Source organism: Allobosea caraganae (genome assembly GCF_003351345.1).
GTDB lineage: Bacteria > Pseudomonadota > Alphaproteobacteria > Rhizobiales > Beijerinckiaceae > Allobosea > Allobosea caraganae.
In genome coordinates, this window is sequence record NZ_QQTO01000020.1 from 1 (window position 1) to 23,702 (window position 23,702).

Annotated in this window: 23 protein-coding genes; 9 read left to right on the forward strand and 14 right to left on the reverse strand. The window is 68.2% G+C overall.

Features of this window, described 5'->3' with window-relative positions; all coding sequences use genetic code 11:
• Positions 1-195: 195 nt before the first annotated feature.
• Positions 196-1,053, reverse strand: a complete 858-nt coding sequence (locus DWF00_RS12990; protein ID WP_114831299.1) for an NmrA family NAD(P)-binding protein — start codon at positions 1,051-1,053, stop codon at positions 196-198.
• Between the two features lie 322 nt (positions 1,054-1,375).
• Here DWF00_RS12990 and DWF00_RS12995 point away from each other — a divergent pair, with 322 nt between their 5' ends.
• Together DWF00_RS12995 and DWF00_RS13000 are read left to right on the forward strand one after the other, a co-directional pair.
• Complete coding sequence (locus DWF00_RS12995) at positions 1,376-3,229, forward strand: TRAP transporter large permease (RefSeq protein WP_114831300.1); 1,854 nt, start codon at positions 1,376-1,378, stop codon at positions 3,227-3,229.
• Positions 3,229-4,206, forward strand: a complete 978-nt coding sequence (locus tag DWF00_RS13000) for a TRAP transporter substrate-binding protein (protein ID WP_114831301.1) — start codon at positions 3,229-3,231, stop codon at positions 4,204-4,206. The genes DWF00_RS12995 and DWF00_RS13000 overlap by 1 nt, the downstream gene beginning before the upstream one ends.
• Before the next feature lie 9 nt (positions 4,207-4,215).
• Here DWF00_RS13000 and DWF00_RS13005 read toward each other — a convergent pair whose 3' ends face one another.
• The 7 genes from DWF00_RS13005 to DWF00_RS13035 form a co-directional block, all read right to left on the reverse strand.
• Complete coding sequence (locus DWF00_RS13005; RefSeq protein WP_245973868.1) at positions 4,216-4,785, reverse strand: flavin reductase family protein; 570 nt, start codon at positions 4,783-4,785, stop codon at positions 4,216-4,218.
• Between the two features lie 9 nt (positions 4,786-4,794).
• Entirely contained in the window at positions 4,795-5,628 is an 834-nt protein-coding gene (locus tag DWF00_RS13010; RefSeq protein ID WP_114831302.1) for an ATP-binding cassette domain-containing protein, read from the reverse strand.
• A gap of 11 nt (positions 5,629-5,639) precedes the next feature.
• Positions 5,640-6,497 (reverse strand): aliphatic sulfonate ABC transporter permease SsuC, encoded by an 858-nt coding sequence (ssuC, locus tag DWF00_RS13015; protein ID WP_114831303.1) that lies wholly within the window; start codon positions 6,495-6,497, stop codon positions 5,640-5,642.
• 7 nt (positions 6,498-6,504) lie between these two features.
• The gene (gene ssuD, locus DWF00_RS13020) at positions 6,505-7,656 is read right to left on the reverse strand and encodes an FMNH2-dependent alkanesulfonate monooxygenase (RefSeq protein WP_114831304.1); all 1,152 of its coding nucleotides are present in this window, start codon (positions 7,654-7,656) and stop codon (positions 6,505-6,507) included.
• 48 nt (positions 7,657-7,704) lie between these two features.
• Positions 7,705-8,661: a sulfonate ABC transporter substrate-binding protein gene (locus tag DWF00_RS13025; protein WP_114831305.1), complete on the reverse strand. Its 957-nt coding sequence runs from the start codon at positions 8,659-8,661 to the stop codon at positions 7,705-7,707.
• A gap of 33 nt (positions 8,662-8,694) precedes the next feature.
• Positions 8,695-8,889, reverse strand: coding sequence for a hypothetical protein (locus tag DWF00_RS13030; RefSeq protein ID WP_114831306.1), 195 nt, complete (start codon positions 8,887-8,889; stop codon positions 8,695-8,697).
• A gap of 602 nt (positions 8,890-9,491) precedes the next feature.
• Positions 9,492-10,310 carry an IclR family transcriptional regulator gene (locus DWF00_RS13035; protein WP_114831307.1) on the reverse strand — a complete coding sequence of 273 codons (819 nt, stop codon included), beginning with the start codon at positions 10,308-10,310 and terminating at the stop codon, positions 9,492-9,494.
• A 174-nt stretch (positions 10,311-10,484) separates the two neighbouring features.
• On the opposite strand from DWF00_RS13035, the gene DWF00_RS13040 reads away from it, so the two are divergent.
• Genes DWF00_RS13040 through DWF00_RS13070 form a run of 7 tightly spaced genes read left to right on the forward strand, consistent with a single transcriptional unit; the run spans position 10,485 to position 17,135 of the window.
• Positions 10,485-11,555, forward strand: coding sequence for an ABC transporter ATP-binding protein (locus tag DWF00_RS13040; RefSeq protein WP_114831308.1), 1,071 nt, complete (start codon positions 10,485-10,487; stop codon positions 11,553-11,555).
• On the forward strand, positions 11,552-12,409 hold the full coding sequence (locus tag DWF00_RS13045) for an ABC transporter permease (RefSeq protein WP_114831309.1): 858 nt from the start codon (positions 11,552-11,554) through the stop codon (positions 12,407-12,409). Before DWF00_RS13040 ends, DWF00_RS13045 begins: the two co-directional genes overlap by 4 nt.
• 5 nt (positions 12,410-12,414) lie before the next feature.
• Positions 12,415-13,209 carry an ABC transporter permease gene (locus DWF00_RS13050; RefSeq protein ID WP_114831310.1) on the forward strand — a complete coding sequence of 265 codons (795 nt, stop codon included), beginning with the start codon at positions 12,415-12,417 and terminating at the stop codon, positions 13,207-13,209.
• An 11-nt stretch (positions 13,210-13,220) separates the two neighbouring features.
• Entirely contained in the window at positions 13,221-13,511 is a 291-nt protein-coding gene (locus tag DWF00_RS13055; protein WP_114831311.1) for a (2Fe-2S)-binding protein, read from the forward strand.
• The gene (locus DWF00_RS13060) at positions 13,508-14,896 is read left to right on the forward strand and encodes an FAD/NAD(P)-dependent oxidoreductase (protein WP_114831312.1); all 1,389 of its coding nucleotides are present in this window, start codon (positions 13,508-13,510) and stop codon (positions 14,894-14,896) included. The genes DWF00_RS13055 and DWF00_RS13060 overlap by 4 nt, the downstream gene beginning before the upstream one ends.
• A complete protein-coding gene (locus DWF00_RS13065; protein WP_114831313.1) occupies positions 14,893-16,086 on the forward strand; it encodes an NAD(P)/FAD-dependent oxidoreductase in 1,194 nt (397 codons plus the stop codon). Before DWF00_RS13060 ends, DWF00_RS13065 begins: the two co-directional genes overlap by 4 nt.
• Positions 16,083-17,135 (forward strand): ABC transporter substrate-binding protein, encoded by a 1,053-nt coding sequence (locus tag DWF00_RS13070; protein ID WP_114831314.1) that lies wholly within the window; start codon positions 16,083-16,085, stop codon positions 17,133-17,135. The genes DWF00_RS13065 and DWF00_RS13070 overlap by 4 nt, the downstream gene beginning before the upstream one ends.
• 119 nt (positions 17,136-17,254) lie before the next feature.
• Here the strand turns inward: DWF00_RS13070 and cueR are convergent, their stop codons facing one another.
• From cueR to modA, 6 genes are all read right to left on the reverse strand, one after another.
• Complete coding sequence (gene cueR, locus DWF00_RS13075) at positions 17,255-17,662, reverse strand: Cu(I)-responsive transcriptional regulator (RefSeq protein WP_114831315.1); 408 nt, start codon at positions 17,660-17,662, stop codon at positions 17,255-17,257.
• Between the two features lie 16 nt (positions 17,663-17,678).
• Entirely contained in the window at positions 17,679-20,201 is a 2,523-nt protein-coding gene (locus DWF00_RS13080; RefSeq protein ID WP_210207919.1) for a heavy metal translocating P-type ATPase, read from the reverse strand.
• Between the two features lie 141 nt (positions 20,202-20,342).
• Entirely contained in the window at positions 20,343-20,726 is a 384-nt protein-coding gene (locus tag DWF00_RS13085; protein ID WP_114831316.1) for a winged helix-turn-helix domain-containing protein, read from the reverse strand.
• 284 nt (positions 20,727-21,010) lie between these two features.
• Positions 21,011-22,099, reverse strand: a complete 1,089-nt coding sequence (gene modC, locus DWF00_RS13090; RefSeq protein WP_114831317.1) for a molybdenum ABC transporter ATP-binding protein — start codon at positions 22,097-22,099, stop codon at positions 21,011-21,013.
• Positions 22,096-22,794 (reverse strand): molybdate ABC transporter permease subunit, encoded by a 699-nt coding sequence (modB, locus tag DWF00_RS13095; RefSeq protein WP_114831318.1) that lies wholly within the window; start codon positions 22,792-22,794, stop codon positions 22,096-22,098. The genes modC and modB overlap by 4 nt, the downstream gene beginning before the upstream one ends.
• Positions 22,791-23,594 (reverse strand): molybdate ABC transporter substrate-binding protein, encoded by an 804-nt coding sequence (gene modA / locus DWF00_RS13100; RefSeq protein ID WP_114831319.1) that lies wholly within the window; start codon positions 23,592-23,594, stop codon positions 22,791-22,793. Before modA ends, modB begins: the two co-directional genes overlap by 4 nt.
• Between the last annotated feature and the right edge of the window lie 108 nt (positions 23,595-23,702).

The window sequence follows — 23,702 nt, forward strand, 5'->3', positions numbered from 1 at the left end:
TGGGGCCAACCCGTTCTCGGTCGCCGGCATCCCGGTCGCCAGGAACGCCGCGCTGGTCGAGGCCGGGCTCGACCTCGCCATCAGCCGGAACGCCACGCTCGGCCTGTCCTATGCCGGACAGCTCGCATCCGACGTCCAGGACCACGCCTTCAAGGGAAATCTCGAAGTCAGGTTCTGAGCCATTGGGCTAAGCCTTTAGCCTGCGCGGGCGACGAGTTCGCGCAGGACGGTCTCCAGACCGACAGCGCCCTTGAGCGGCTTGCCTTCGAAGGCGATCCAGTCCTGGTTGAAGCCGTCGAGCATCCGGGCCCGCGGCAGCGGGTTCTGCATGCCCTGCGAGCGGAACAACGCCTCCCAGGTCTCGCGCGGCACGGGTTCGGCGCGGATCGGACGGCCGAGGATATGGGCGAAGCCCGCCGCGATCTGGTTCGGCGTCACCCGATCCGGCCCCTCCAGCTCGACGACGCGGCGGCCGCTCCAGCCATCCTGCAGCAACCCGGCGGCAACCCGGCCGATATCGGCGGTCGCCACCATCGGCACCGGCTTGTCGAGTGGTTGCAGGAAGCTCTGGATCACTCCGTTCTCGCGCGCCGGCGCCACGTCCCAGGCGGCGTTCTCGATAAACCAGCCCGGCCTGAGGAAGCAGATCGGCATCGACAGGTCGCCAAGCGTCCGCTCCATCAGGCCATGCTGGCTGAGCAGGTTCTCCTGCGCCGCCTGCGCGCCGATGGTCGACAGGCAGAGGACGCGGCCGGGTCCGGCGGTAGCCAGGGCAGCGCGCAGGACGGCATGGACGGCGCGGGCCTCGGGAAAGCCGGGCGAGGGGTCGAACATCGACGGGATCAGCACGAAGACGGCCTCCGCGCCGGTGAAGGCGGCGGTGAGCGCGGCCTCGTCGTCGATATCGGCCAGCGCAACCTCGCAGCCGCGCTCGCTCCACGCCGCCGCCTTGGCGGCGTCGCGCAGCACCGCGCGGACGGGCTGGTTGGCGGCAAGCAGCGAGCGTGCGACGGCGCCGCCGACCTGGCCGGTGATTCCGGTGATGGCATACATGGCAATGTCCTTGGATCGTCGGAGAGGAATGGCGAGGCGGGGTCTCGCCATGGACCGGGAAGCGGCCAAAGGCGGCCGGCGCTCGACCGATCGATGCCCGCGACCATCGTTGATGCTGCCGCCTGAGGAAAGTGCGCTTATGTCAGATGATTTCTGACAAATAATCAGGAATGGCATGTGAGCGGGGCGCCCATTGCGCAGAGCGAATTCTCCGGCGTCCAACTGGCGCTCCGGTATATCGGCGTGGCAAATGGGCGGGGACGGTTGCTGCGCGGATTGCGTCGCCCATCCGTGACGTCTCGACGGAGCACCAGACCGACGCATGAACGCGAACGAGCGAGCGCAACCCGCGACCGGCCCGGCCCGCTCGCGAGCCGAGAGCTGGCTGGCGCGCGCGGTGGCAATGCTGGAGAGCGCCGGGGCGGCGCTGCTGGCGCTGCTCTTCGCGGTCGTGATCGCGGCGGTGATCCGCCGCTATGTCTTCGGCGGCGGCTTCGTCTGGTCGGACGAACTAGCGATCTGGCTGCATGCCGCGCTGATCGCTTTCGGCGCCCCACTGGCCGTGACCAGCGCGCTGGCGATGCGGCTCGACGTCATCGTGGGCATGTTGCCGGCGGCCGGCCGGCGCATCGCTTCGGTCCTTGCCGACGCCTTCGCCGTGCATGGCTCGCTGGTGCTCGCGCTTGGTGGAGCCAGCGTCGCGGCGCAGGTCGGTGGCATCTCGACCGTGCTCGGCCTGCCGGAAGCCTGGCGCTTCGCCGTCTTCGCCATTGGCGGCGGGCTGACCTTGTTGATCGTGCTGGCACGGGCGGGGCTCGACCGCTCCTGGCGCTCGGCCACGCTGTCATTGGTCGTTGGCGCGGCGTTCTATTGGCTGGCGCAACAGGCGACCGGCGTCTTCGTTCAACCGCCGAGCCTGATCGCGGCGGCCTGGGCCGGGCTCGGCCTCATCCTCGGTGCGCCCTTGCCCTTTGCGCTGCTGGCCGGTGTCTCGCTGAGCGGCGCCTTTGGCGGCCTGCTGCCCGAGCCGGCCATCGTGCAGAACGCCGTCTCGGGCATCAGTAAGTTCTTGCTGCTGGCCGTGCCGTTCTTCCTGCTCGCCGGCGAGTTGCTGACCGAAGGCGGGTTGGCCGAGCGTCTCGTGCGCTTCGCCGGGGCGCTGGTCGGGCATTTCCGGGCCGGGCTGGCGCAGACCGCGCTGGTTGCGAGTGTGCTGTTCTCGGGCGCGTCCGGCTCCTCGGTGGCCAACGCCGCCTTCGGCGCGAAGGTTATGGCGCCGACGCTGATCGCGCGCGGCTATCCGCCGGCCCAGGCAGGTGCGATCGTCGCCGGCGTCTCGATGCTCGACAACATCATCCCGCCCTCGATCGCCTTCCTGCTGCTGGCGGCAGCGACCAACCTTTCGGTCGGTTCGCTGCTGGTCGGCGGCTTCGTCGCGGGCGGCGTGCTGGCTCTGGCGCTCGCCATCGGCATTCATCTCAGCGTCCGCAATGTCGTTGCCGCCGCGCCGCGGGCGAGCGGGACCGAGCGGGCGAAGAGCTTCGTCGGCGCACTGCCGGCGATCGGGCTCGGCGTCATCGTCGTCGCCGGCATCCGCTTCGGCGTGGTCACGGTGACCGAGGCCTCGGCGCTCGCGGTCGCCTATTCGCTGGTCGTCTGCCTGGCGCTGCGCAGCCTGAACGGACGCACCGTTTTCGCGGCGCTGCGCAAATCCGCGACCGAGGCGGCGGCTGTCGGCCTGCTGATCGGAGCCTCGGCGCCCTTCGCCTTCCTGCTCGCGGTCGATCGCGTCTCCGAGCAGATGGCGGCGCTGGTCACGGCCTTTGGCGCCGGCCCCTATGCGGTGATGCTGCTCGCCAATCTCGTGCTGCTGGTCGCCGGGCTCTTCCTCGACATCGGCGCGGCGATCCTGCTCCTCGGGCCGCTACTGCTGCCGGTTGCGGTCGCGGCAGGGCTCGATCCGGTGCAGTTCGGCGTCATCCTGGTGGTCAACCTGATGATCCATGGGCTGACGCCGCCGCTCGGCATCCTGGTCTATGTCGTCAGCGGCATTTTGCGGCAGCCGGCGGGCGCAGTTTTCCGGGCCGTGCTGCCGCTGCTCGGCTCGCTCCTCGTCGCGCTTGCGCTATTGTCGCTGGGAGCGGCCGCCTGGCCGTCGCTGAAGGGATACTTTTGATGCTGCCAAGCCGCCGCGCCGTTACCGCGGGCCTTCTTGCCGCTCCGGCCATGCTGGGCCGAGCCCATGCCGCCGCGCGGCCAATCACGGTCGCCTCGCTCTTCGGCGAGGACAAGCCGGAGACGAGGATCTGGCGGCGCATCGCCGAGACGCTGGCCAAATCCGCGCCCGGCCGTTTCGACCTGCGCATCGTCGGCAATGCCGCGCTCGGCGGTGAGAAGGAGGTGGCGGAGGGGATGCGGCTGGGCTCGATCCAGGCCTCGCTCTCGACGATCTCCGCGCTCTCCTCCTGGGTGCCGGACGGGCAGGTGCTCGATCTGCCGTTCCTGTTCAAGGATCGCGCCCATCTCAAGCGCGTGCTCGACGGCCCGCTCGGCGCCGAGCTCAAGGCGAAATACGAGGCGCAGGGCTTCGTCGTGCTCGGCTTCATCAACTATGGCGCGCGCCATCTGCTCGCCAAGGAGCCGCTGACCACGCCTGAGTCGGTCAAGGGCAAGCGCATCCGCGTGATCCAGAGCCCGCTCCATACCGAGCTCTGGTCCGGCTTCGGCGCCTATCCGACGCCGATTCCGATCCCGGAGACCTATAACGCGCTGAAGACCGGCGTGGTCGATGCGATGGACCTGACCAAATCGGCCTATGTCGGCTTCAAGCTCTACGAGGTCGTGCCGGTGCTGATCGAGACCGGCCATATCTGGGCGGCCGGCGTGGTCCACGTCTCGGCGGCGTTCTGGAAGGGGCTGTCGACCGAGGAGCGCAAGGCGTTTGCCGAGGCCGCTCTCGACGGCGCCGGCTATTTCGACGAGCTGATCATCGCGGACGAGGAGGCCTCGATGGTCAAGGCTGCATCCGAGGGCGGCAAGGTCGTCCAGCCGGAGAACCGCCCGGCCTGGGAGGCTGGCGCCCGCAAGGTCTGGACCTCTTTTGCGCCCAAGCTTGGCGGCATCGCGAAGATCGAGGCGATCGCGGCCGCTTGAGCGGCGCGCTCAATAGGGCAGCAGCCCCACCGCCGTCGCAGCTTCCTCGGCCATCCAGCCGAGGCGCTCGTAGTCGCCGCGCCAATAGACCAGCGCAGCGCCCTCGTGGCCGAGCCTCACGGCGCGGACGCGGCCGATGACGATGCTGTGCGAGTGCCGCTCGATCATCTCCTCGACCTCGCAATCGAGCGAAGCCAGCCCGCCGACCAGCAGCGGCGCGCCGGTGACGGCGCTGGTCCAGCTGGCGCCCTCATAGCGCTGCACGCCCTTCTCGCCCTGGCGGCCAGCGAAGCGGTCGGCGATCTGCTTTTGCGAGGCGTCGAGGAAGTTGACGCCGAAGGCGCGATGCCGCTCGAGCGCCAGCAGCGTCGAGGAGCTGCGGTTGACGCAGAAGAGCAGCGTCGGCGGCTCGGCCGAGAGCGAGGAGATCGAGGTCGCGGTCATGCCGGTGCGGTCGTCGCCATGGCCGACCGTGACGACGCTGACGCCGCCGGCGAGATGCCGGAAGGCCGAGCGGAAGCTCGCGGCATCGTCGCGGACGGGGCGGATGGCCTTGGGCATGGGCAGCACGACGTTCATGACTGAGCCTCAGATCGTATATTCGGGGGGCGGGGTTTCCTCGCGGATCAGGTCCTTGAGGATGCGTTCTTCGAGCCGGGCGATCTCGACCGAGCCGCGCCGGCGCGGGCGGGGCAGGTCGACCGCGATGTCGAGGCTGATCCGGCCCTCGTCGATCATCACGACGCGATCGGCCAGCGTCAGCGCTTCGGCAACATCGTGCGTGACCAGGATCGCGGTGAAGCCCTGCGCCTGCCAGACCCGCTCCAGCAGTCCCTGCATCTCGATGCGAGTCAGCGCATCGAGCGCGCCAAGCGGCTCATCCAGCGCCAGCACGCGCGGCCGGCTGACCAGCGCGCGGGCCAGAGCGACGCGCTGGCGCTGGCCGCCCGAGAGGACGCTTGGCCAATCCTTCGCTTTGGCTTCGAGGCCGACGGCGCGCAGCGTCTGGAACGCTCGTTCCTCGGCTTCGGGCAGGCTGCGCTCGGCGCCCAGGCCGACCTCGACATTGGCGAGCACGCGCTGCCAGGGCAGCAGGCGCGGCTCCTGGAACATGATGCGCGGCTTCACGGCCGCGTCAGTCGCGCCATGGCTGAAGCTGAGCGAACCGCTGCTCGGCTGGTCGAGCCCGGCGAGGATGCGCAGCAAGGTGCTCTTGCCGCAGCCGCTGCGGCCGACGATGGCGAGGAACTGCCCGGCCGGGATGTCGAGATCGATGCCCCTGAGGACTTCGAGCTCGCCGAAGCGCTTGCCCAGGTGGCGGATCGTCACCGCCTGGCCGCGCGAGGCGCGCGCCTTGGCGGAACGGTCCTCGAAGAGGGCGTCGAAGCTGCGCTCGGTCTGCGTCAGGATCGCTGTGGTCATGGCTTGCCTCCTCAGCGCTTCTGGAAGGCGGGGTGCCAGGACAGGCACAGGCGCTCGAGCAGGCGCACGATGGAGTCGGCCAGCTTGCCGAGCGCGGCGTAGATCACGATCGCCAGCACGACGACGTCGACGAGCATGAACTCGCGCGCGTTCATCGCCATGTAGCCGATGCCGGAATTGGCCGCGATCGTCTCGGCCACGATCAGGGTCAGCCACATGATGCCGAGCGCATAGCGCACGCCGACGAAGATCGAGGGCAGCGCGCCGGGCAGGATCACCCGGCGGAACAGTTCCCAATTGCTCATCTCGTAGGAGCGGCCCATCTCGACGAGCTGCGAATCGACTGTACGAACGCCGTGGAACGTATTGATGTAGATGGGGAAAAACACACCGAGCGAGGTCAGGAAGAGCTTGGCCTCCTCCTCGATGCCGAACCAGAGGATGACCAGCGGGATCAGCGCCAGGTTGGGGATGTTGCGCACCATCTGGATGGTGGTGTCGGTCAGGCGCTCGGAGAGCTTCGACAGGCCGTTGAACAGGCCGAGCGCGAAGGCCAGCGAGCCGCCGAGCAGGAAGCCCGAGGCTGCGCGCTTGAAGCTGACGGCGATGTTCTCCGGCAATTGCCCGTTCAGCGTCAGGCGCCAGCCGGCCGCAACGACGTCGCTCGGCGCCGGCAGGACGTTGGCGGCGATCAGGCCGAATTGCGAGCCGAGCTGCCAGGCGGCGAGGATGAGCACCGGCAGCAGCCAAGGCGTCAGGCCGGAGGTCAGCGCGAAGGCATGGGCCGCCTTGCCGAGATTGCGCGGCTCTGCCCGGTCACGGCCGGAGAGGGCGGTCGGCGCGAGGCCGGTTTGGGCAAGATCGCTCATCCCAACCTCAGGACGCCGCGACGGCGACGCGCACGCCGGTGCCGCTGATGCCGAACTCGCCGATCTGCGTGCCGTGCGTCTGGCCGGCGTTCTTGCCGATGCCGAGCACCGGGAAGAGCAGCTCCGCGACCTTGTAGGCCTCCTCCAGATGCGGATAGCCCGACGCGATGATCGTCTCGATGCCGAGCGCCTGGTATTCGCGCAGCCGCTCCGCCACCGTCTCGGGACTGCCGACCAGCGAGGTGCCGGCGCCGCCGCGCACGAGGCCGATGCCGGCCCAGAGATTGGGGGCGATCTCGAGCTGGTCGCGCTTGCCGAGGTGGAGCGCGCTCATGCGCTTCTGGCCGATCGAGTCGGATTCCTCGGCGAATTTCTTCTGTGCCGCGATGATCGCCTCGTCCGGCAGCTTGCTGATCAGCTTGTCGGCGGCGGCCCAGGCCTCGGCATCGGTCTCGCGGACGATCAGGTGGATGCGCAGGCCGAAGCGGACCTTGCGGCCGAGCGCGGCAGCCCTGGTACGGACGGCGTCGAGCTTGAGCTTCGCCTGCGGGATCGGCTCGCCCCAGGTCAGGTAGGTGTCGACATGGGCGGCGGCGACGTCGAGCGCCGGATCGGAGGAGCCGCCGAACCAGATCTCCGGGCGCGGCTGCTGCACCGGCGGGAAATCGAGCTTGGCGCCCTTCACGTTGATGTATTTCCCGGCGAAATCGACCGTCTCGCCGGCGAGAAGACGGGCGTAGACGCTGAGGAATTCGGCGGTGTGGGCGTAGCGCTCGTCATGCGGAAGGTAGATGCCGTCTCCCGCCAGCTCGGCCGGGTTGCCGCCGGAGACGATGTTGACGATGAAGCGGCCATTGCTGATCCGGTCGAGCGCCGCGGCCTGCCGCGCCACGAAGGTCGGCGAGGCGACGCCGGGCCGGGCCGCGACGAGGTATTTCAGCCTCTCGGTATGGGCCGCGAGCCCGGCGGCGGTGATCCAGGGATCGTCGCAGCTTTTGCCCGTGGGGATCAGCACACCGCCATAGCCGAGCCGGTCGGCCGCCTGGGCGATCTGCTTGAGGTAGCCGAAATCGGCCGGGCGGTGGCCATCGGTCGTACCGAGATAGGAGCCGTCGCCGCTGACGGGAATGAACCAGAAGAGATCGAGTGGTTTGGCCATGGTGGGAGCGTCCTGTGTGGCTGTGGGGAGGCGCGAGGCTGAGCCGGCTCAGGCGCTCGGCTTCCAGTCCCAGACGAGGTCGCGGACATTGATCGGCTTCGGGATGAGCCCGAGCTTGTGGAAGCGGTCGGCGACGCTTTGCTGCACGGTGAGCACGCGGTCGTTCAGCGGGTTGATCTCGAACTCGGTGCGGTCGACCGCGCGCTGCCAGACGTCGAGGGGCAGGCCGGTCGCCGCAGCCTGCACGCCGGCGACCTCGCCGCGATTGGTCTCGGCCCAGAGCGCGACCTTGGCGAGTTCCTCGTTGATCGTGGAGATGATCTGCGGGTTCTTGCCGGTGAAGTCGCGATTGGCGAGGTAGAACGAGTTCTGCGCGACGATGCCCTTGGCCGGCGCGAGCACGCGCACGCCGGGGATGGTCTCGGCCAGGGCGAAGAACGGGTCCCAGATCGTCCAGGCATCGACCGCGCCGCGCTCGAAGGCGGCGCGCGCATCGGCCGGCGCGAGATAGACCGGCGTGAATTCGTCGTAGCCGATCCCGGCCTTCTCGATCGCGGCGATGGTCAGGTTGTGCGAGCTTGAGGCCTTGGCGAAGGCGACGCGCTTGCCCTTGAGGTCGGCCAGGGTCTGGATCGTGGATTTGGGCGGCACGAGGATGGCGGAGCCGGAGCCGGCCGCCTCCTGCGTCGCGACGTAGAGCAGGTTGGCCTTGGCGGCCTGGGCGAAGACCGGCGGGGCGTCGCCGGTCGGGCCGTATTCGATGCTGCCGACGTTCAGGGCTTCGAGCAGCGGCGGGCCGAACTGGAACTCGACCCATTTCACCGCGATGCCTTGCGATGCGAAGCGCTTCTCCAGCACGCCCTGCTGCTTGGCGATGAGCAGGACGCCGTTCTTCTGGAAGCCGATGCGCAGCTCCTTCGGTGCGGCGCTCTGGGCGAGCAGCGGCGAGGTCGAGGTGGCGAGCGCGGTGCCGGCGAGGCCGGCGATGAAGTGCCTGCGGTCCATGGGATCTGATCCTTGAAATGGGGGGAAGGCGCCTCAGGCCGCTTTGCGGCTGGGTCTGGCCTTGCTGTGGAGGATGGCGGCGCGGGTCGCCTCGGCCGGCGAGCGGAAGATGCGTCCGTCGAGTTCTTCGAATTCCGGCGTTGAGGAATAGAAGCGGAAGCCGCGTTCCGAGCCGGCGACGATGCCGGCCGTCGTGCTGGCGACCTCGATGACGAGTGCGTTGGGCATGGTTGTCCTGCCGCCGAGCGCGATCGGCGTCCCTGGTCTGTGCGGCTGTGGGGAGTGCTGGCGAGAGGGCGGTTCTAGCCGCGCCTCAGATCAACATCGCGAACAACAGACCTGGTACGGGCCGTATGCAGGAACGCTCGCAGGCGGGCAGGTCGAACGACAGTCCATGGCTTCATCTCCAGATGAAGGAGCCCACGAATGCCTTCGTGGTGCTTTTAGCGTTGGTGACGCGGCGCAAGCTGCTCCAGCAAATCCCGCGATCGATGCGAATTGTTACGTTTCGATGCTGAAATCATCATCGGGAAAGCGCCATCCGTCAACGGAATGAACTTTCAAATGCATGCGGCGGCGAAGGAGAAACCGCTCTGGATTGGGCACTCTGCGAGGAGAGCGGTTTTCTTTGGTGAGATTGGAGGCAGTTTGGTGGTTTGGTCGTTAGTCGCCTCCAATACGGCGTGCTTATCTCCAGCCCTCATCCCGAGGAGCGCTTGTAGAGCGCGTCTCGAAGGATGCTCCAGGAGGTTCGGAAGCCCACTGGAGCATCCTTCGAGACGCGGGCTAGAGCCCGCTCCTCAGGATGAGGGCTCATTTATCTGGCCGCTTTACCGCCCAGTGCTGCTCAGGCTGCGCGAGGGATAGCGCAGGGCGGTGTCGAACGGGTTGAGCTGGGCGCCGAGCGTCGCGGCCTCGGCCTGGAGCATGCGCGCGACATTGGGCAGGCGCTCGTCGCGCAGCCGTTCGGCCAGCGTGCCGATGCTGAGCGCGGCGACGGCGCGGCCCTCCGCGTCGAAGACCGGCACGCCCAGCCCGGCCATGCCGGGGATCAGCCCGGTGTTGAGGTTGACCCAGCCCTGCTCGCGCGCCCGCTCGATCGCCATGCGCAGCCCGGCCTCGTCGAGAAAGCCGCGATCGAGCAGGCGCGGGACGTTGAAGCGGATCACCGCCTCGCGCTCCTGCTCCGGCAGGTTCGCGAGGATGGCAAGGCTGCCTTGCCCCAGGCCGAGCGGGACCTTGCCGCCGATGTCTCCGGTGAAGGAGCGGATCGGGAAGGGGCCCTCGATCCGATCTATGCAAACGGCGTCATAGCCATTGCGGACCAGCAGGAAGATGGTGTCGTTCAGCGTCGCCGAGAGCCGCAGCATCACCGGCCGGGCCAGATCGCGCAGGCCCCCGGTGAGGCCGGCCCGAGCCGCAAGCACGAAGAAGTCGAGCGCCAGCCGGTAGCGCTTGCCGCCCGCGACCTGCTCGGCAAAACCCTCGGCGATCAGGTCCTGAAGCGCGCGATGCGCCGTCGGCTGGCTGCAGCCGGCTGCCGCGGCAAGGTCCTTCAGCCGGATGCCGGCCGGGTCGCCCGCTGCAATCAGGCGGAGAAGGCCGAGCGCGCGGCGCAGGCTGGAGAGGGGCTGGGCTGAATCGTTCATTCGGCTACGGAAGTCGGTTGCGAGAGCTATCCGAATAAAATTCTACATAACGGAATTATGTCAATAAAAATTCTCTTCCATGGAATTTGAAATTGACGAATTTTTATCCATGCCTCCTCGTTGAGCGATTGCAGATCGTCGCCCGCATGTGGGCGCGAGCCGTGCGGGGTGGTCATGGGCTTCCTGACGCTGGAATCGCTGAGCAAGGTCTATGGCGAGCTCGCCGCCGTGCGGGACGTCGACCTCAGCGTCGCCAAGGGCGAGTTCGTCTCGCTGCTCGGCCCCTCCGGCTGCGGCAAGACCACGACGCTGCAAATGATCGCCGGTCTCGTCGAGCCCTCGAAGGGCAAGATCACGCTCGATGGCCGCGACATCACCCGCGTGACGCCGAACAATCGCGGTCTCGGCATCGTCTTCCAGAGCTATGCACTCTTCCCGCATATGACGGTCGCGCAGAACGTCGCCTTCGGCCTGGAAATGCGGAAGGTGCCGCGCGCCGAACGCGAGGAGCGGGTCAAGGCCATGCTCGGCCTCGTGCATCTCGGCCAGTTCGCCGAGCGCTATCCGCGCCAGCTCTCCGGCGGCCAGCGCCAGCGCGTCGCCATCGCGCGTGCGCTGGTGATCCAGCCGCCGGTGCTGCTGCTCGACGAGCCGCTCTCCAACCTCGACGCCAAGCTGCGCGAGGAGATGCAGTTCGAGCTGCGCCGCATCCAGCAGCGCGTCGGCACCACCACGATCATGGTGACGCATGACCAGGCCGAAGCGCTCTCGATCAGCGACCGCGTCGTCGTGATGGAGCAGGGGCGGATGACACAGATCGATGCGCCGTACCGGCTCTACGAACGTCCGGCGACGGCCTTCATCTCCTCCTTCGTCGGCAAGATGAACCGGCTCGACGGCGTCTGGCGCCGTCACGGTGCCTCCGGTCATGCCGAGATCGCGGGCATGAAACTGCCGAGCGAAGCCGTCGATCTGGCTGATGGCTACGCGGTCGCGCTCTCGATCCGGCCGGAGAAGCTGCTGCTCAAGCCGGCCGGGCAGGGAAGGCTCGACGGCAAGATCGTCAACCGCTTCTTCCTCGGCAGCTACTGGCTGTTCAACGTCGAGACCGCGATCGGCCTGATCTCGGTCTCGGTGCCCAACGACGGCGAGGAGCCGGCGAGCGAGGGCGATACCGTCGCGCTCGACTGGACGCCCGCCAGCCTGCGGGTTGAGGCACTCAGCGCACAGGGAGCGGCGGCATGAGCCGGGCGCGCCCGGCACTGACGCCCTGGCTGCTGGTTTCGCCGGGGGCGCTGCTCTTCCTCGGATTGATCGTCCTGCCCTTGGTGCTGACGTTCATCCTGTCCTTCCACGTCTACGACCACACCACCGGCATCAAGAACGAGTTCACGCTGGCGCATTACGCCGCGGTGGTCTCGGACGATTACTACCTCGGCATCTTCTGGCGCACGCTGCGCCTGGCGGCGCTGACCACGCTGATTTGCGCAGCTGTCGGCCTGCCCGAGGCCTATGTGCTGTCGCGGATGCGCGATCCCTGGCGCTCGGTCTTCCTGCTGGTGATTATCGGGCCGCTCCTGGTGTCGGTCGTGGTGCGCGCCTTCGGCTGGAGCATGCTGCTGGGTTCGACCGGACTGGTGAACCAGCTGCTGCAGGCGCTCGGCTTCGGCACGGCCAAACTGCTCTATACCGAGAGCGCCATCGTGATCGCGCTCGTCCACGTCATGCTGCCCTTCATGGTGATCCCGATCTGGACCTCGCTGCAGAAGCTCGACCCGATGGTCGAGGCCGCGGCCTGGAGCCTGGGCGCCTCGCGCTTCACGGCGTTGCGCCGGGTGGTGATGCCGCAGGTCTCGCTCGGCATGCTCTCGGGCAGCCTGATCGTCTTCGGCCTCTCGGCCAGCGCCTTCGCCATCCCTGGCCTGCTCGGCGGCCGCCGGCTCAAGATGGCGGCGACGCTGGTCTATGACGAGTACATGCACGAGCTGAATTGGCCGCTCGGCGCCGCGATTGCGATCATGGTGCTCCTCGCGAACCTGATCATCATGCTCGCCTATAACCGCATGGTCGAAGCGCGCGCCCGCCGGACCCTGGGGTGAGCGCCATGCAGAAGAACGGTCCCGTCGCGCTCGCCTTCCACACGCTCGTCGTCATCTTCATGCTGGCGCCGCTCGCGGTGATCTGCCTCGTCGCCTTCACGCCCGAGAACACGCTGTCGATCCCGACCACAAGCTTCTCGCTGCGCTGGTTCCAGGCGATCTTCGTCCACCCCGACTTCGTCGATTCCTTCGTCAACAGCCTGTGGCTGGCGACGCTGGCCGCGTCGATCGCGGTCGCGCTCGCCGTGCCGGCCGCGCTCGCCATCGACCGCTACGACTTCCCCGGCCGCGACGCGCTGAACGCGCTCTTCCTGTCGCCGCTGATCATCCCGCACCTCGTGCTCGGCGTCGCCTTCCTGCGCCTGTTCGCGCTGATCGGCGCGACCGGCAGCTTCGCCTGGCTGGTGGCGAGCCATGTCATCGTGATCACGCCCTATGTGCTGAGACTCGTGATGGCGGCCTTCACCGGGCTCGACCGCAGCGCCGAGCAGGCGGCGATGACGCTCGGCGCCTCGCATTGGACGGTATTCCGGCGGGTGACCGCGCCGATGATCCTGCCCGGCATCACCGGCGGCTGGCTGCTCGCCTTCATCAACAGCTTTGACGAGCTGACCATGTCGATCTTCGTGACCTCGCCGCAGACCGTGACCCTGCCGGTGCGGATGTACATGTACGCGACTGAGTCCATCGACCCGATGATGGCCGCCGTCTCGGCGCTGATGATCGCGCTGACCGCCGGCGCCATGCTGGTGCTCGACCGCGCCTTCGGCCTCGACAAGATTTTGGTCGGCCAGAAGTGAGGCACTGACCCATGCCGCTGCTTCACCGCATCGCCCGCAAGGACCATCCCGCCATCGCCTTCACGCTCGATGGCGCGGCTTGCGAGGGCAGGGAGGGCGACACCCTACTGACCGCGATCCTGAGCCAAGCCGAGATACTGCGCTTCAGCGAGTTCTCGGCCAGCCCGCGCGCCGGCTTCTGCCAGATGGGCGCCTGCCAGGATTGCTGGGTGGTGCTGGAGGGCGGCGAGCGCCTGCGTGCCTGCTCGACCGTGCTCGTCGCCGGCATGCGCATCGTCACGGCCAAGGCGAGGGCGGCATGAGCGCGCGCCCGCAACCGCTGATCGTCGGCGCCGGCCCGGCCGGCATCCGCGCTGCGCAGGCGCTCGCCGAGGTGGGCTTGCGCCCGCTCGTCGTCGACGAGGCCCCTAGCTGCGGCGGCCAGATCTATCGCCAGCGCCTCGTGCCGGACGAGCGCAGCAGCGTGGCGCTCTATGGCTCGGAAGCGGCCAAGGCCGAGGGGCTGCACCGCGATTTCGCTGCCCTCACCGATCGCATCGACTACTGGCCACAGGCGTTGCTCTGGAGCCTGCGCGAGGGCAAAGCCGATATCGCCGTCGGCGGTGCGAGCCGGCAGGTCGCCTATGACGGGCTGATTCTCGCCACCGGCGCGACCGACCGGACCTTGCCGATCCCCGGCTGGACCTTGCCGGGCGTCTTCACGCTCGGTGGCACGCAGATCGCGCTCAAGGCGCAGGGCTGCGCCATCGGCGCGAAGGTGGTGTTCATCGGCTCCGGGCCGCTGCTCTATCTCGTCGCCTGGCAGTACATGAAGGCTGGCGTCTCTGTTGCGGCAGTGCTCGATACCGCGCCATTTTCGGCCAAGCTCAACCTGCTGCGCGGCCTGGTGCTGGAACCAGCTGTCGTCCTGCGCGGCATGCGGATGACGGCGGAGCTCAAGCTCAAGGGCGTCGCGCTGCGTTATGGCGTCAGCGATGTCCGCATCGAGGGCGGGGAGCGGGTCGAGGGCATCGCCTGGCGCGAGGGCGGCGGCGAGATGCACCTCGCCTGCGACGGCGCCGGCTACGGGCTGGCGCTGCGCTCCGAGACGCAACTCGCCGATCTCGCCGGCTGCCGCTTCCGCTTCGATCAACGCGACCGCGCCTGGTTGCCGGAGCGGGATGCCGCGGGGCGCAGCAGCGCGGATGGCGTTTACCTCGCCGGCGATGGCGCGAGCATTGCCGGTGCCGATGCGGCGGAACTGTCTGGCGAGCGCGCCGCGCTGGCGCTCCTGGAGGATCGCGGCCTGCCGCATCGGCCGGAGCGAGCGGCGGCCATCGAGCACTCGCTCGCCCGCGTCAGCCGCTTTCGCGATGTGCTGGAGGCTGCCTTTCCGTTCCCGGCGCATTGGGCGAAGGATATTGCCGACGAGACGCTGGTCTGCCGGTGCGAGGAGGTCAGCGCCGGCGAGTTGCGTCGCGCCGCCGCCGATTTCTCGCTCAGCGAGGTCAACCGGCTCAAGGCTGTCAGCCGCGTCGGCATGGGCCGCTGCCAGGGCCGGATGTGCGGCGCCGCCGCGGCCGAATTGCTGGCGGCCGAGACCGGGCGCGCCATCGATGCGGTCGGCCGGCTGCGCAGCCAGGCGCCGATCAAGCCGATCCCGCTGACGCTCGCGCTTGGCGAAATAGCGCGCGAGGCGGCGGAATGAGCCGGCATCTCGATATCGACGTCGCGATCATCGGCGGCGGGTTGGTCGGCAGTTCGGCCGCGCTGGCGCTTCGCGGCATGGGCTTTTCCGTCGCCCTGCTCGACAAGGGCTATTGCGGTGCGCAAGCCAGCGGCGTGAACTATGGCGGCGTGCGCCGGCAGGGTCGGCCGGTGGAGCAATTGCCGCTGTCGCAACGGGCCCATGCCGTTTGGCCGCGGCTGAAGGCGCAGATCGGCATCGATGGTGAGTTCCTGCGCTCCGGCCATCTCAAGCTGGCCCGCAGCGAGGCCGACATGGCCACGCTCGAAGCCTACAAGCGGAGCGTCGAGGGTCATGGGCTCGATCTCGAGTTGATCGGCCATAACGGGTTGCGCGAGCGCTTTGGCTGGATCGGCGGCGATATCCTCGGCGCTTCCTTCTGTGCGGGCGACGGCCACGCCAACCCGCGCCTGGTCTCGACGGGATTTGCCGCCGCCGCGCGCCGGGCCGGCGTGCATGTGCTGGAAAGCACGCCGGTTCAAGGCGTTACGCGAAATGGCTCGGGCTTCGCGCTAGAGGCGGGCGACGGTCTTTCGTTGAAGGCGCGCTACGTCATCAACAGTGCCGGCGCCTGGGCCGGAGCCTTCGCCGAAGCCTTCGGCGAGGCGGCGCCGATCTCGCGCATCTATCCCTCGATGGTGGTGACCGAGCCGCTCGACCCGGTCATCTCAGTCAATATCGGCATGGAGGGCGGCGGCATCTATGCCCGCCAGGTCGAGCGCGGCAATTGCGTCGTCGGCGGCGAGCGCGGCCTGCCGCTGGACGATCCCGATTTCTCGCGGCCGCGCGGCGACGGCGCACTCGCGATCATGAACCACGCGGCTGAGCTGTTTCCCGGTCTGCGTCACGCCCATGCCATCCGCTTCTGGACCGGCACCGAAGCCGCGACGCCGGACAAGAACCCGGTCATCGGCCCGAGCCTGACCACGCCCGGCCTGTTCCACGCCTTCGGCTTCACCGGCGCCGGCTTCCAGATCGCGCCCGGCGTCGGCGAGGTGCTGGCCGAGCTCGTCCGCGATGGCGCGACCTCGACGCCGATCGAGGCCTTCTCGATCGGCCGCTTCGGCAATCCGACTTCCGCCCGCACTCACCCAGGCTCGGGTGCGGGGCAAAATTCAGAGCCGCAACAAGCAGGGGAGTTCAACTCATGATCAACCGTCGAACCGCTTTGGCGACCACCGTCGCTGCCTTCGCGCTGGCCGCCGCCGGCACGGCGAGCGCCCAGACCAAGACGCTCTATGTCGGCATGAACGGCGGCAATTTCGAGAAGACCTTCACGCAAGCCGTCTTCCCGGATTTCGAGAAGGCCAACAACGTCAAACTCGTGGTCGTGCCCGGCACCTCCTCGGACATCCTGGCCAAGGCGACCGCGGCCAAGGACAAGCCGCAGATGCACGTGATGTTCCTCGATGACGGCGTCATGGTCCGCGCCATCGGCGCCGGCCTGTGCGAGAAGCTCAAGGCCGGTCCGGAGCTCGGCGAACTCGCTAACGGGACCCGCATGAAGGACGACATGGCCGTTGGCATCGACCTCGGCATGACCGGGCTCGGCTATAACAAGAAGCTGTTCGACGAGAAGGGCTGGGCCGCGCCGACCTCGTGGATGGATCTGGCCGATCCGAAGTTCAAGGACAAGGTCGTGTTCCAGTCGGCCTCGGCCTCCTCCTTCGGCCTGCACGCCTTCCTGATGTTCAACCGCATCCAAGGCGGCACGGAAGCCAATGTCGAGCCGGGCTTCAGCAAGTTCCGTGACACGATCGGCAAGAACGTCATCGAGTTCATCCCGAGCTCGGCCAAGATCTCCGAGATGGCCCAGACCGGCGAGGCGGCGATCTTCCCGCTGACCCCGACCGCGATCGCGACCTTGAAGGAGAAGGGCATCGGCGTCGAATACGCCCAGCCGAAGGAGGGATCGGTCGTGCTGATGGTGGCGCAATGCGTCATCGCCAACAACTCGGAGCCGGAGCTGTCGCAGAAGCTCGCCGCCTACCTGCTCTCGGCCGATGCCCAGTCGAAGGCGCTCGCCGCCGGCAACGTCGTGCCCTCGAACACCAAGGCCAAGGCCTCGACGCCCGAGGCCGAGAAGAAGCTCGAGGCCTTCCACGGCTTCATGAAGACCGCGGTGACGCTGGACTGGGACGCGATCAACGCCAAGCGGCCGGAATGGAACAGCCGCTGGAACAAGATGATCGAGCGCTGAGCGGGCGTTCATCGTCATTGCGAGCGTAGCGAAGCAATCCAGGGGCCGCCAAGCGCCCAGTCCTCCTGGATTGCTTCGTCGCTGCGCTCCTCGCAATGACGTTGAGCTGCTGGCCCGCCCTAGTGACGACCGGCCCCGGCCGGGTCGGCCAGATCCTCAAGGATCGGGCAGTCCGGCCGGTGGTCGCCATGGCAATTGTGGGCGAGGTGCCGGAGCGTCTGGGCCATGCCCTGCAATTCGGCGATCTTGGTTTCGAGTTCGCCGATATGCTTCAGGGCGAAAGCCTTCACGTCGGCGCTGGCGCGGCTCTTGTCGTGCCAGAGCGCCAGCAGCTCGCGCGTCTCCTCGATCGAGAAGCCGAGCGTGCGGGCCCGCTTGACGAAGCGCAGGGCGTGCACGTCCTCGCCGGCATAGACGCGGTAGCCGGCCTCGGTGCGCGCGGGCGGCTCGATCAGGCCGATGCTCTCGTAGTAGCGGATCATCTTGGCGCTGACGCCGGATGCGCTGGCTGCTTCTCCGATATTCATGGCGATCCTCGCTTCGTCACTCAGCCGGTGCCAGCCGCGCCTCGGGTGGCGGCGCGGGTCGCTCGGCGACAGGCGCCCGGAAGCGCTTGAGCCTGAGCGCATTGGTCAGCACGCTGACGCTGGAGAGCGCCATCGCCAGCCCGGCGACCATCGGCGACATCAGGATGCCGAAGGCAGGATAGAGTGCGCCGGCCGCGACCGGGATCAGCAGCACGTTATAGCCGAAGGCCCAGGCCAGGTTCTGCCGGATATTGGCGATGGTTGCCTGCGACAGGGCGATGGCCTTGGGCACGCCGTTGAGGTCCCCCGACATCAGCACGATATCGGCGCTCTCGATGGCGATATCCGTGCCGGTGCCGATGGCGATGCCGATATCGGCCTGAGCCAGGGCAGGGGCGTCGTTGATGCCGTCGCCGACGAAGGCGACGCCGGTGCCATCAGCCTGCATCGCCTTGACGATCTCGGCCTTCTGCGCGGGCAGTACCTCGGCCCGGACCTCGTCGATGCCGAGCCGCTTGGCGATGGCCTCGGCGGTGCGGCGGTTGTCGCCCGTGACCATGGCGACGCGCAGGCCGAGCTTGTGCAGGGCGGCGATGGCGTCGGGCGTCGTCTCCTTGATCGGATCGGCAATTGCGACGATGGCGGCGAGCCTGCCGTCGACCGCGGCATAGAGCGGCGTCTTGCCGGCATCGGCCAGGCGTTCTGCCGTTTCCGTGAAGCTGGCGACATCGATCTTGAGCCGCTGCATCAGTCTGGCGGCACCGATCTCGACGCGCTTGCCATCGACCATGCCGCTGACGCCGACGCCGGGCTCGCCGGAGAAGCCCTGCGGTTCGGCCAGCGTCAGGCCGCGCCTGCGTGCCTCGGCGACGATGGCCTCGGCCAGCGGGTGCTCGGAGCGGGCCTCGATCGAGGCGATCAGGCGCAGCGCCTCGTCCTCGCCGAAGCCCGGCGCGGCGGCGATATCGGTCAGCTCCGGCTTGCCCTTGGTCAGCGTGCCGGTCTTGTCGAAGGCGACGATCTTTGCGTCCTTCAGGCCCTGCAAGGCCTCGCCCTGGCGGAACAGGATGCCGAGCTCGGCACCCTTGCCGGTGCCGACCATGATCGAAGTCGGCGTCGCCAAACCCATGGCGCAGGGGCAGGCGATGATCAGCACCGCGACCGCATTGACCAGCGCATGGGCGAAGGCCGGGCTCGGGCCGAACACCATCCAGACCGCGAAGGTGATCAGAGCGAGCGCGATCACGGCCGGGACGAACCACATCGTCACCTTGTCGACCAGGGCCTGGATCGGCAGCTTGGCGCCCTGCGCCGCCTCGACCGTGCGGACGATCTGGGCCAGCACCGTGTCGGCGCCAACCTTCAGCACCGTGAAGCGGAAGGCGCCGGTGCCGTTGATCGTGCCGCCGGTGACTGCCGCGCCCGGCTCCTTGCGGACGGGGACGGGCTCGCCGGTGATCATCGCCTCGTCGACATAGGAGAGCCCGTCGAGGACGGAGCCATCGACCGGGATGCGCTCGCCCGGCCGGACGATGACGATGTCGCCGGGCACGACCGCCTCGATGGCGAGGTCGCTCTCGACGCCGTCGCGCAGCACGCGGGCCGACTTGGCCTGCAATGACATCAGATGGCGGATCGCCTCGCTGGTGCGGCCCTTGGCGCGCGCCTCGAACCAGCGCCCGGTCAGGATCAGCGTGACGATGACCGCGCCGGCCTCAAAATAGGTGTAGGCGGTGCCATCCGGCAGCAGGCCGGGCGCGAAGGTTGCGACCACCGAATAGAGATAGGCCGCGCTGGTGCCGAGCATGACCAACGAGTTCATGTCCGGCGCGCCGCGCAGCAGGGCCGGCCAGCCCTTCTGCAGGAAGCGCAGGCCGGGCCCGAACTGGACGAAGCTCGCCAGCGCGAAGGAGAAGAGCCTCACCGGCTGCTCGCCGATGCTGCCGGCGAGGACATGGTGCAGCACCGGGAACAGGTGCGAGCCCATCTCGATGACGAGCAAGGGCAAGGTGGCGATTGCCGCGATGATGACGGCACGCTTCAGGCTGGCCTGCTCGGCCTCGCGGGCCTGCTGTTCGCGATCCGAGGTATCGCTACCGGGGCTGACCGGTGCGGCCTCGTAGCCGGCGGCCTTCACGGCCGCGATCAGCCGCGGCGTCAAATCGTTGCCGAAGCCCTGCACCGCGGCGCGCCCGGTCGCGAGGTTGACGCTCGCGCTGGCAACGCCGGGCACGGCCTTCAGCGCCGCCTCGACGCGGCCGACGCAGGAGGCGCAGGTCATGCCGCTGACGGAGAGTTCGATCGTGCTGCCGGCCGCCTCATAGCCCGCGCCGCGGAGCGCCTCGGCGATCGCGCCGGCTGCCGGCCCGGCCTCAGCCAGGGTGACATGGGCGCGCTCGGTCGCGAGGTTGACGCTCGCGTCGGCAACGCCCGGCACGGCCTTGAGCGCGCGCTCGACACGGCCGACGCAGCCGGCGCAATGCATGCCGCCGATCTGGATATCGAGGGCCTGGCCGCTCGCTGTCTTCGCCATCGTCATCACGTCTCTCCTGAGCTGATGACAGGTCATATGGTCCTTCCCATCATGGGAAGGTCAAGGGGCGCAGTGTCGCGGTTTCAGAAAAATGCGCGCCGTCATCTCGGCCGCGACGAAGCGGAGCGCCGGGTGACGTCGGGGGGATCAGGCTTCGCCGGCCGCCGGCTCGCGGTCGATCAGCTCCCGCAACGCCTCGACATGCAGCGAGCCGGCCTTCAGCGCCTTGCTCTCGATGGCGCGGTAATGCGCCACGACCTCGCGGCCGAGCGGGGTGAGCTCGGCGCCGCCGCCCTTGGCGCCGCCGGGTTGGGCCTCGACCAGCGGCGTCCTGAACATGCGGTTGAGGTCGTCGATCAGCAGCCAGGCACGGCGGTAGGACATGACCATCGCTCGCCCGGCACCCGAGATCGAGCCCGTCTCGGCGACTGCCTCCAGCAACGCGACCTTGCCCGGGCCAAGCCGGCCGCCGGGCGCGAAATCGAGCCGGAGACTCATTTTCACGGCAGGGAGGAAGGGCGACTCGGGCATCGGCGGGTCCTTGTTGGAAGGTGCCAGCTTAGCCGGGTTTGTGGGTTGTGGCATCGCTCGGGGACGATGTTGCGATGTATGCGGTGGGTTATAGCGCGGCGGTCGGCTTCCATAGCGCGGGGAACCCTCTCCTGTAAGGAGAGGGCAGGGTGAGGTGTAGGCCAGAATACCAGTGAGGCGCTGCGGTTGCAGCGGTCGGGGTACGGCAGCAGTGTCCAGCGGCCGACACCTCACCCCAACCCTCTCCTTACAGGAGAGGGCTCCCACGCTTCATGCGGCTATCGTCAGGGCGCGTCGATCGAGACGCTTTTGATCACCGCATAGACCGGGCTGCCGGACTTCAGTGCGAGCGCCGCGACGGATTTCGCCGTCAGCCGCGCAACGATCATCTCGCCATTGCAGTCGATGCGCAGGTCGACGGCGCCAGCCTCGCTGCGCTCGCCGATCTCGGCTACGGTGCCGGCCAGCACGTTGAGCGCGCTGATGCCATCGAGGGGGCTCAGGCTGACCATAACGTCGCTCGCCAGGATGCGGACGCGGAGCGTGCTTCCCAAAGCGAGCCCCGCGCGCGCCACCTGCAGCGTTCCAGCACGCGTCTCGAGTCGCGTCAGCCCATATTCGGCGTCGAACCCGATGACCTTGGCCTCCAGCAGCGAACTCGCTTCAGGCGCGCCCGGCAATCGCGCCATGTCGAGCCGCGACATCACCTCCGCGGTCGGGCCGCAGGCCTTGATCGCGCCCTGGTCGACGATCGCGAGCGTGGTTGCGAGCCGCGCCACCTCGGCGGCGGAATGCGAGACGTAGACGATCGGGATCGCCATCTCGTCGCGTAGGCGCTCGATATAGGGCAGGATTTCGGCCTTGCGGGCTTCGTCGAGCGAGGCGAGCGGCTCGTCCATCAGCAGCAGGCGCGGGCGAGCGAGCAGGGCGCGGCCAATGGCGACGCGCTGCTTCTCGCCGCCGGAGAGGCCGGTCGGGCGGCGATCGAGCAGATGTCCGATGCCGAGCAGGTCGAGCACAGCCGGCAGGTCCTTGCCGTCGGTCTCGGCCTTCGGCGTGAACCAGCGGCCGAAGAGCAGGTTTTGGCGCACCGTGAGATGCGGGAAGAGCCTGGCTTCCTGGAAGACATAGCCGATGCGGCGGCGATGCTTCGGCACGAAGATGCCGCGCCTGGTGTCGACCAGCACCTGGCCATCGACGATGACGTGCCCGACTTGGGGCCGGATCAGACCGCCGATAACGTTGACCAGCGAGGTCTTGCCCGAGCCGGAGCGGCCGAACAGCGCCGTCAGCCGCCCGTCCGAGGTGAAGCTGGCGTCGAGCGTGAAGCTGCCGAGCTTGTGCTCGACCGCGATATCGAGGAGCGGGCTCATTCGATCGCGATCCGGCGCCCGACGAAGCGGGCCAGCAATTCGGAGAGGAACAAAGCTGCGACCGAGATCGCGATCGAGATCAGGGTGAGCCGCATCGCGCCGGCGTCGCCGCCGGGCACCTGAGTGAAGGTGTAGATCGCCGAGGGCAGGGTCTGGGTCTCGCCGGGGATGTTCGAGACGAAGGTGATGGTGGCGCCGAACTCGCCCATCGCCTTGGCGAAGCACAGGATCATGCCGACGACGATGCCGGGCAGGCAGAGCGGCAGGGTCACCACGGCGAAGACCCAGAACGGATTGGCGCCGAGCGTGCCGGCGGCATCCTCGAGCTTGCGGTCGACCGCCTCGATCGAGAGGCGGATGGCGCGCACCATCAGCGGGAAGCCCATCACGGCGGCGGCGAGCGCAGCGCCGGTCCAACGGAAGGACAGGACGATGCCGAACCATTCATAGAGGAACTGGCCGATCGGCCCGCGCCGGCCGAAGCCGATCAGCAGCAAATAGCCGGTCACGACCGGCGGCATGATCAGCGGCAGGTGGACTAGCGCGTCGAGCAGGGACTTGCCCCAGAACTTGCCGCGCGCCAGCAAAAAGGCGACCCCGACCCCGAAAGGCAGGCTCGCCAGCATCGCCGTGGTCGCGACGATCAGGCTGAGCCTGACCGCCGTCCATTCTTCAGGTGACAGCCAGTCGCTCACGAAGAGCTGGCAGCCTTGTTCAGCACCGTGAAGCCCTGCTTCTCGAAGGCGCCCTTGGCGGCCGGGCCGCGCAGATAGGTCAGGAAGGCCTGGGCGTCGGGGTTGGCCGAATCCTTGGTGACGGCGACGGGATAGATGATCGGCGGATGCGAATCCTCCGGGAAGGTCGCGACGACCTTGACCTGCGGGTCGGCGGCGGCGTCGGTGGTGTAGACGATGCCGAGCGGGGCCTCGCCGCGCGAGACCAGCAGGAGGGCGGCGCGGACGTTGTCGGCCTGCGCCACCTTGTCCTTGACCTTGTCCCAGCCGCCGAGCTTCTCCAGCGCGGCCTTGCCGTATTTGCCGGCCGGCACCGAGTCGACATTGCCCATGGCGAGGCGGCCGGAGCCGAGAATGGCGGCGAGGTCGACGCCGGACTTGAGATCGACCTTGGCGGTCGAGTCCTTGGCCGCGACCAGCGCGATGCGGTTGGCGAGCAGGCTGACGCGGGTGTCGGGCTTGATCAGGCTCTTGGAGGCCGCGTAGTCCATCCAGTCGAGGTCGGCGGACATGAAGATGTCGGCCGGGGCGCCCTGCTCGAGCTGCTTGGCGAGCGCGTTGCTGGCCGCATAGGAGATTTTTGGAGCCGGCTTGCCGCTCTCCTTGACCCAGCCCGCGGCGGCCTCGTCGAGCGCGTTCTTCAGGCTGGCGGCGGCGAAGATGACAAGGTCCTTGCTCTGCGCCTGGGCGGTGCTGGCGACGGAGCCCATTCCGAGCAGGAAGGCGGCGGCAAAGCCGAGTACGTGGCGGCGGGTTGTCATGGTTCTCGTCCCCTCGAAATCGCTATCGTTGTACACCGTCGAATATAGCGATCGTTGCGTGCCGTCGAGAGCCGTGTCAATCACCTGCATGTGAGCTCGCACGTGCTG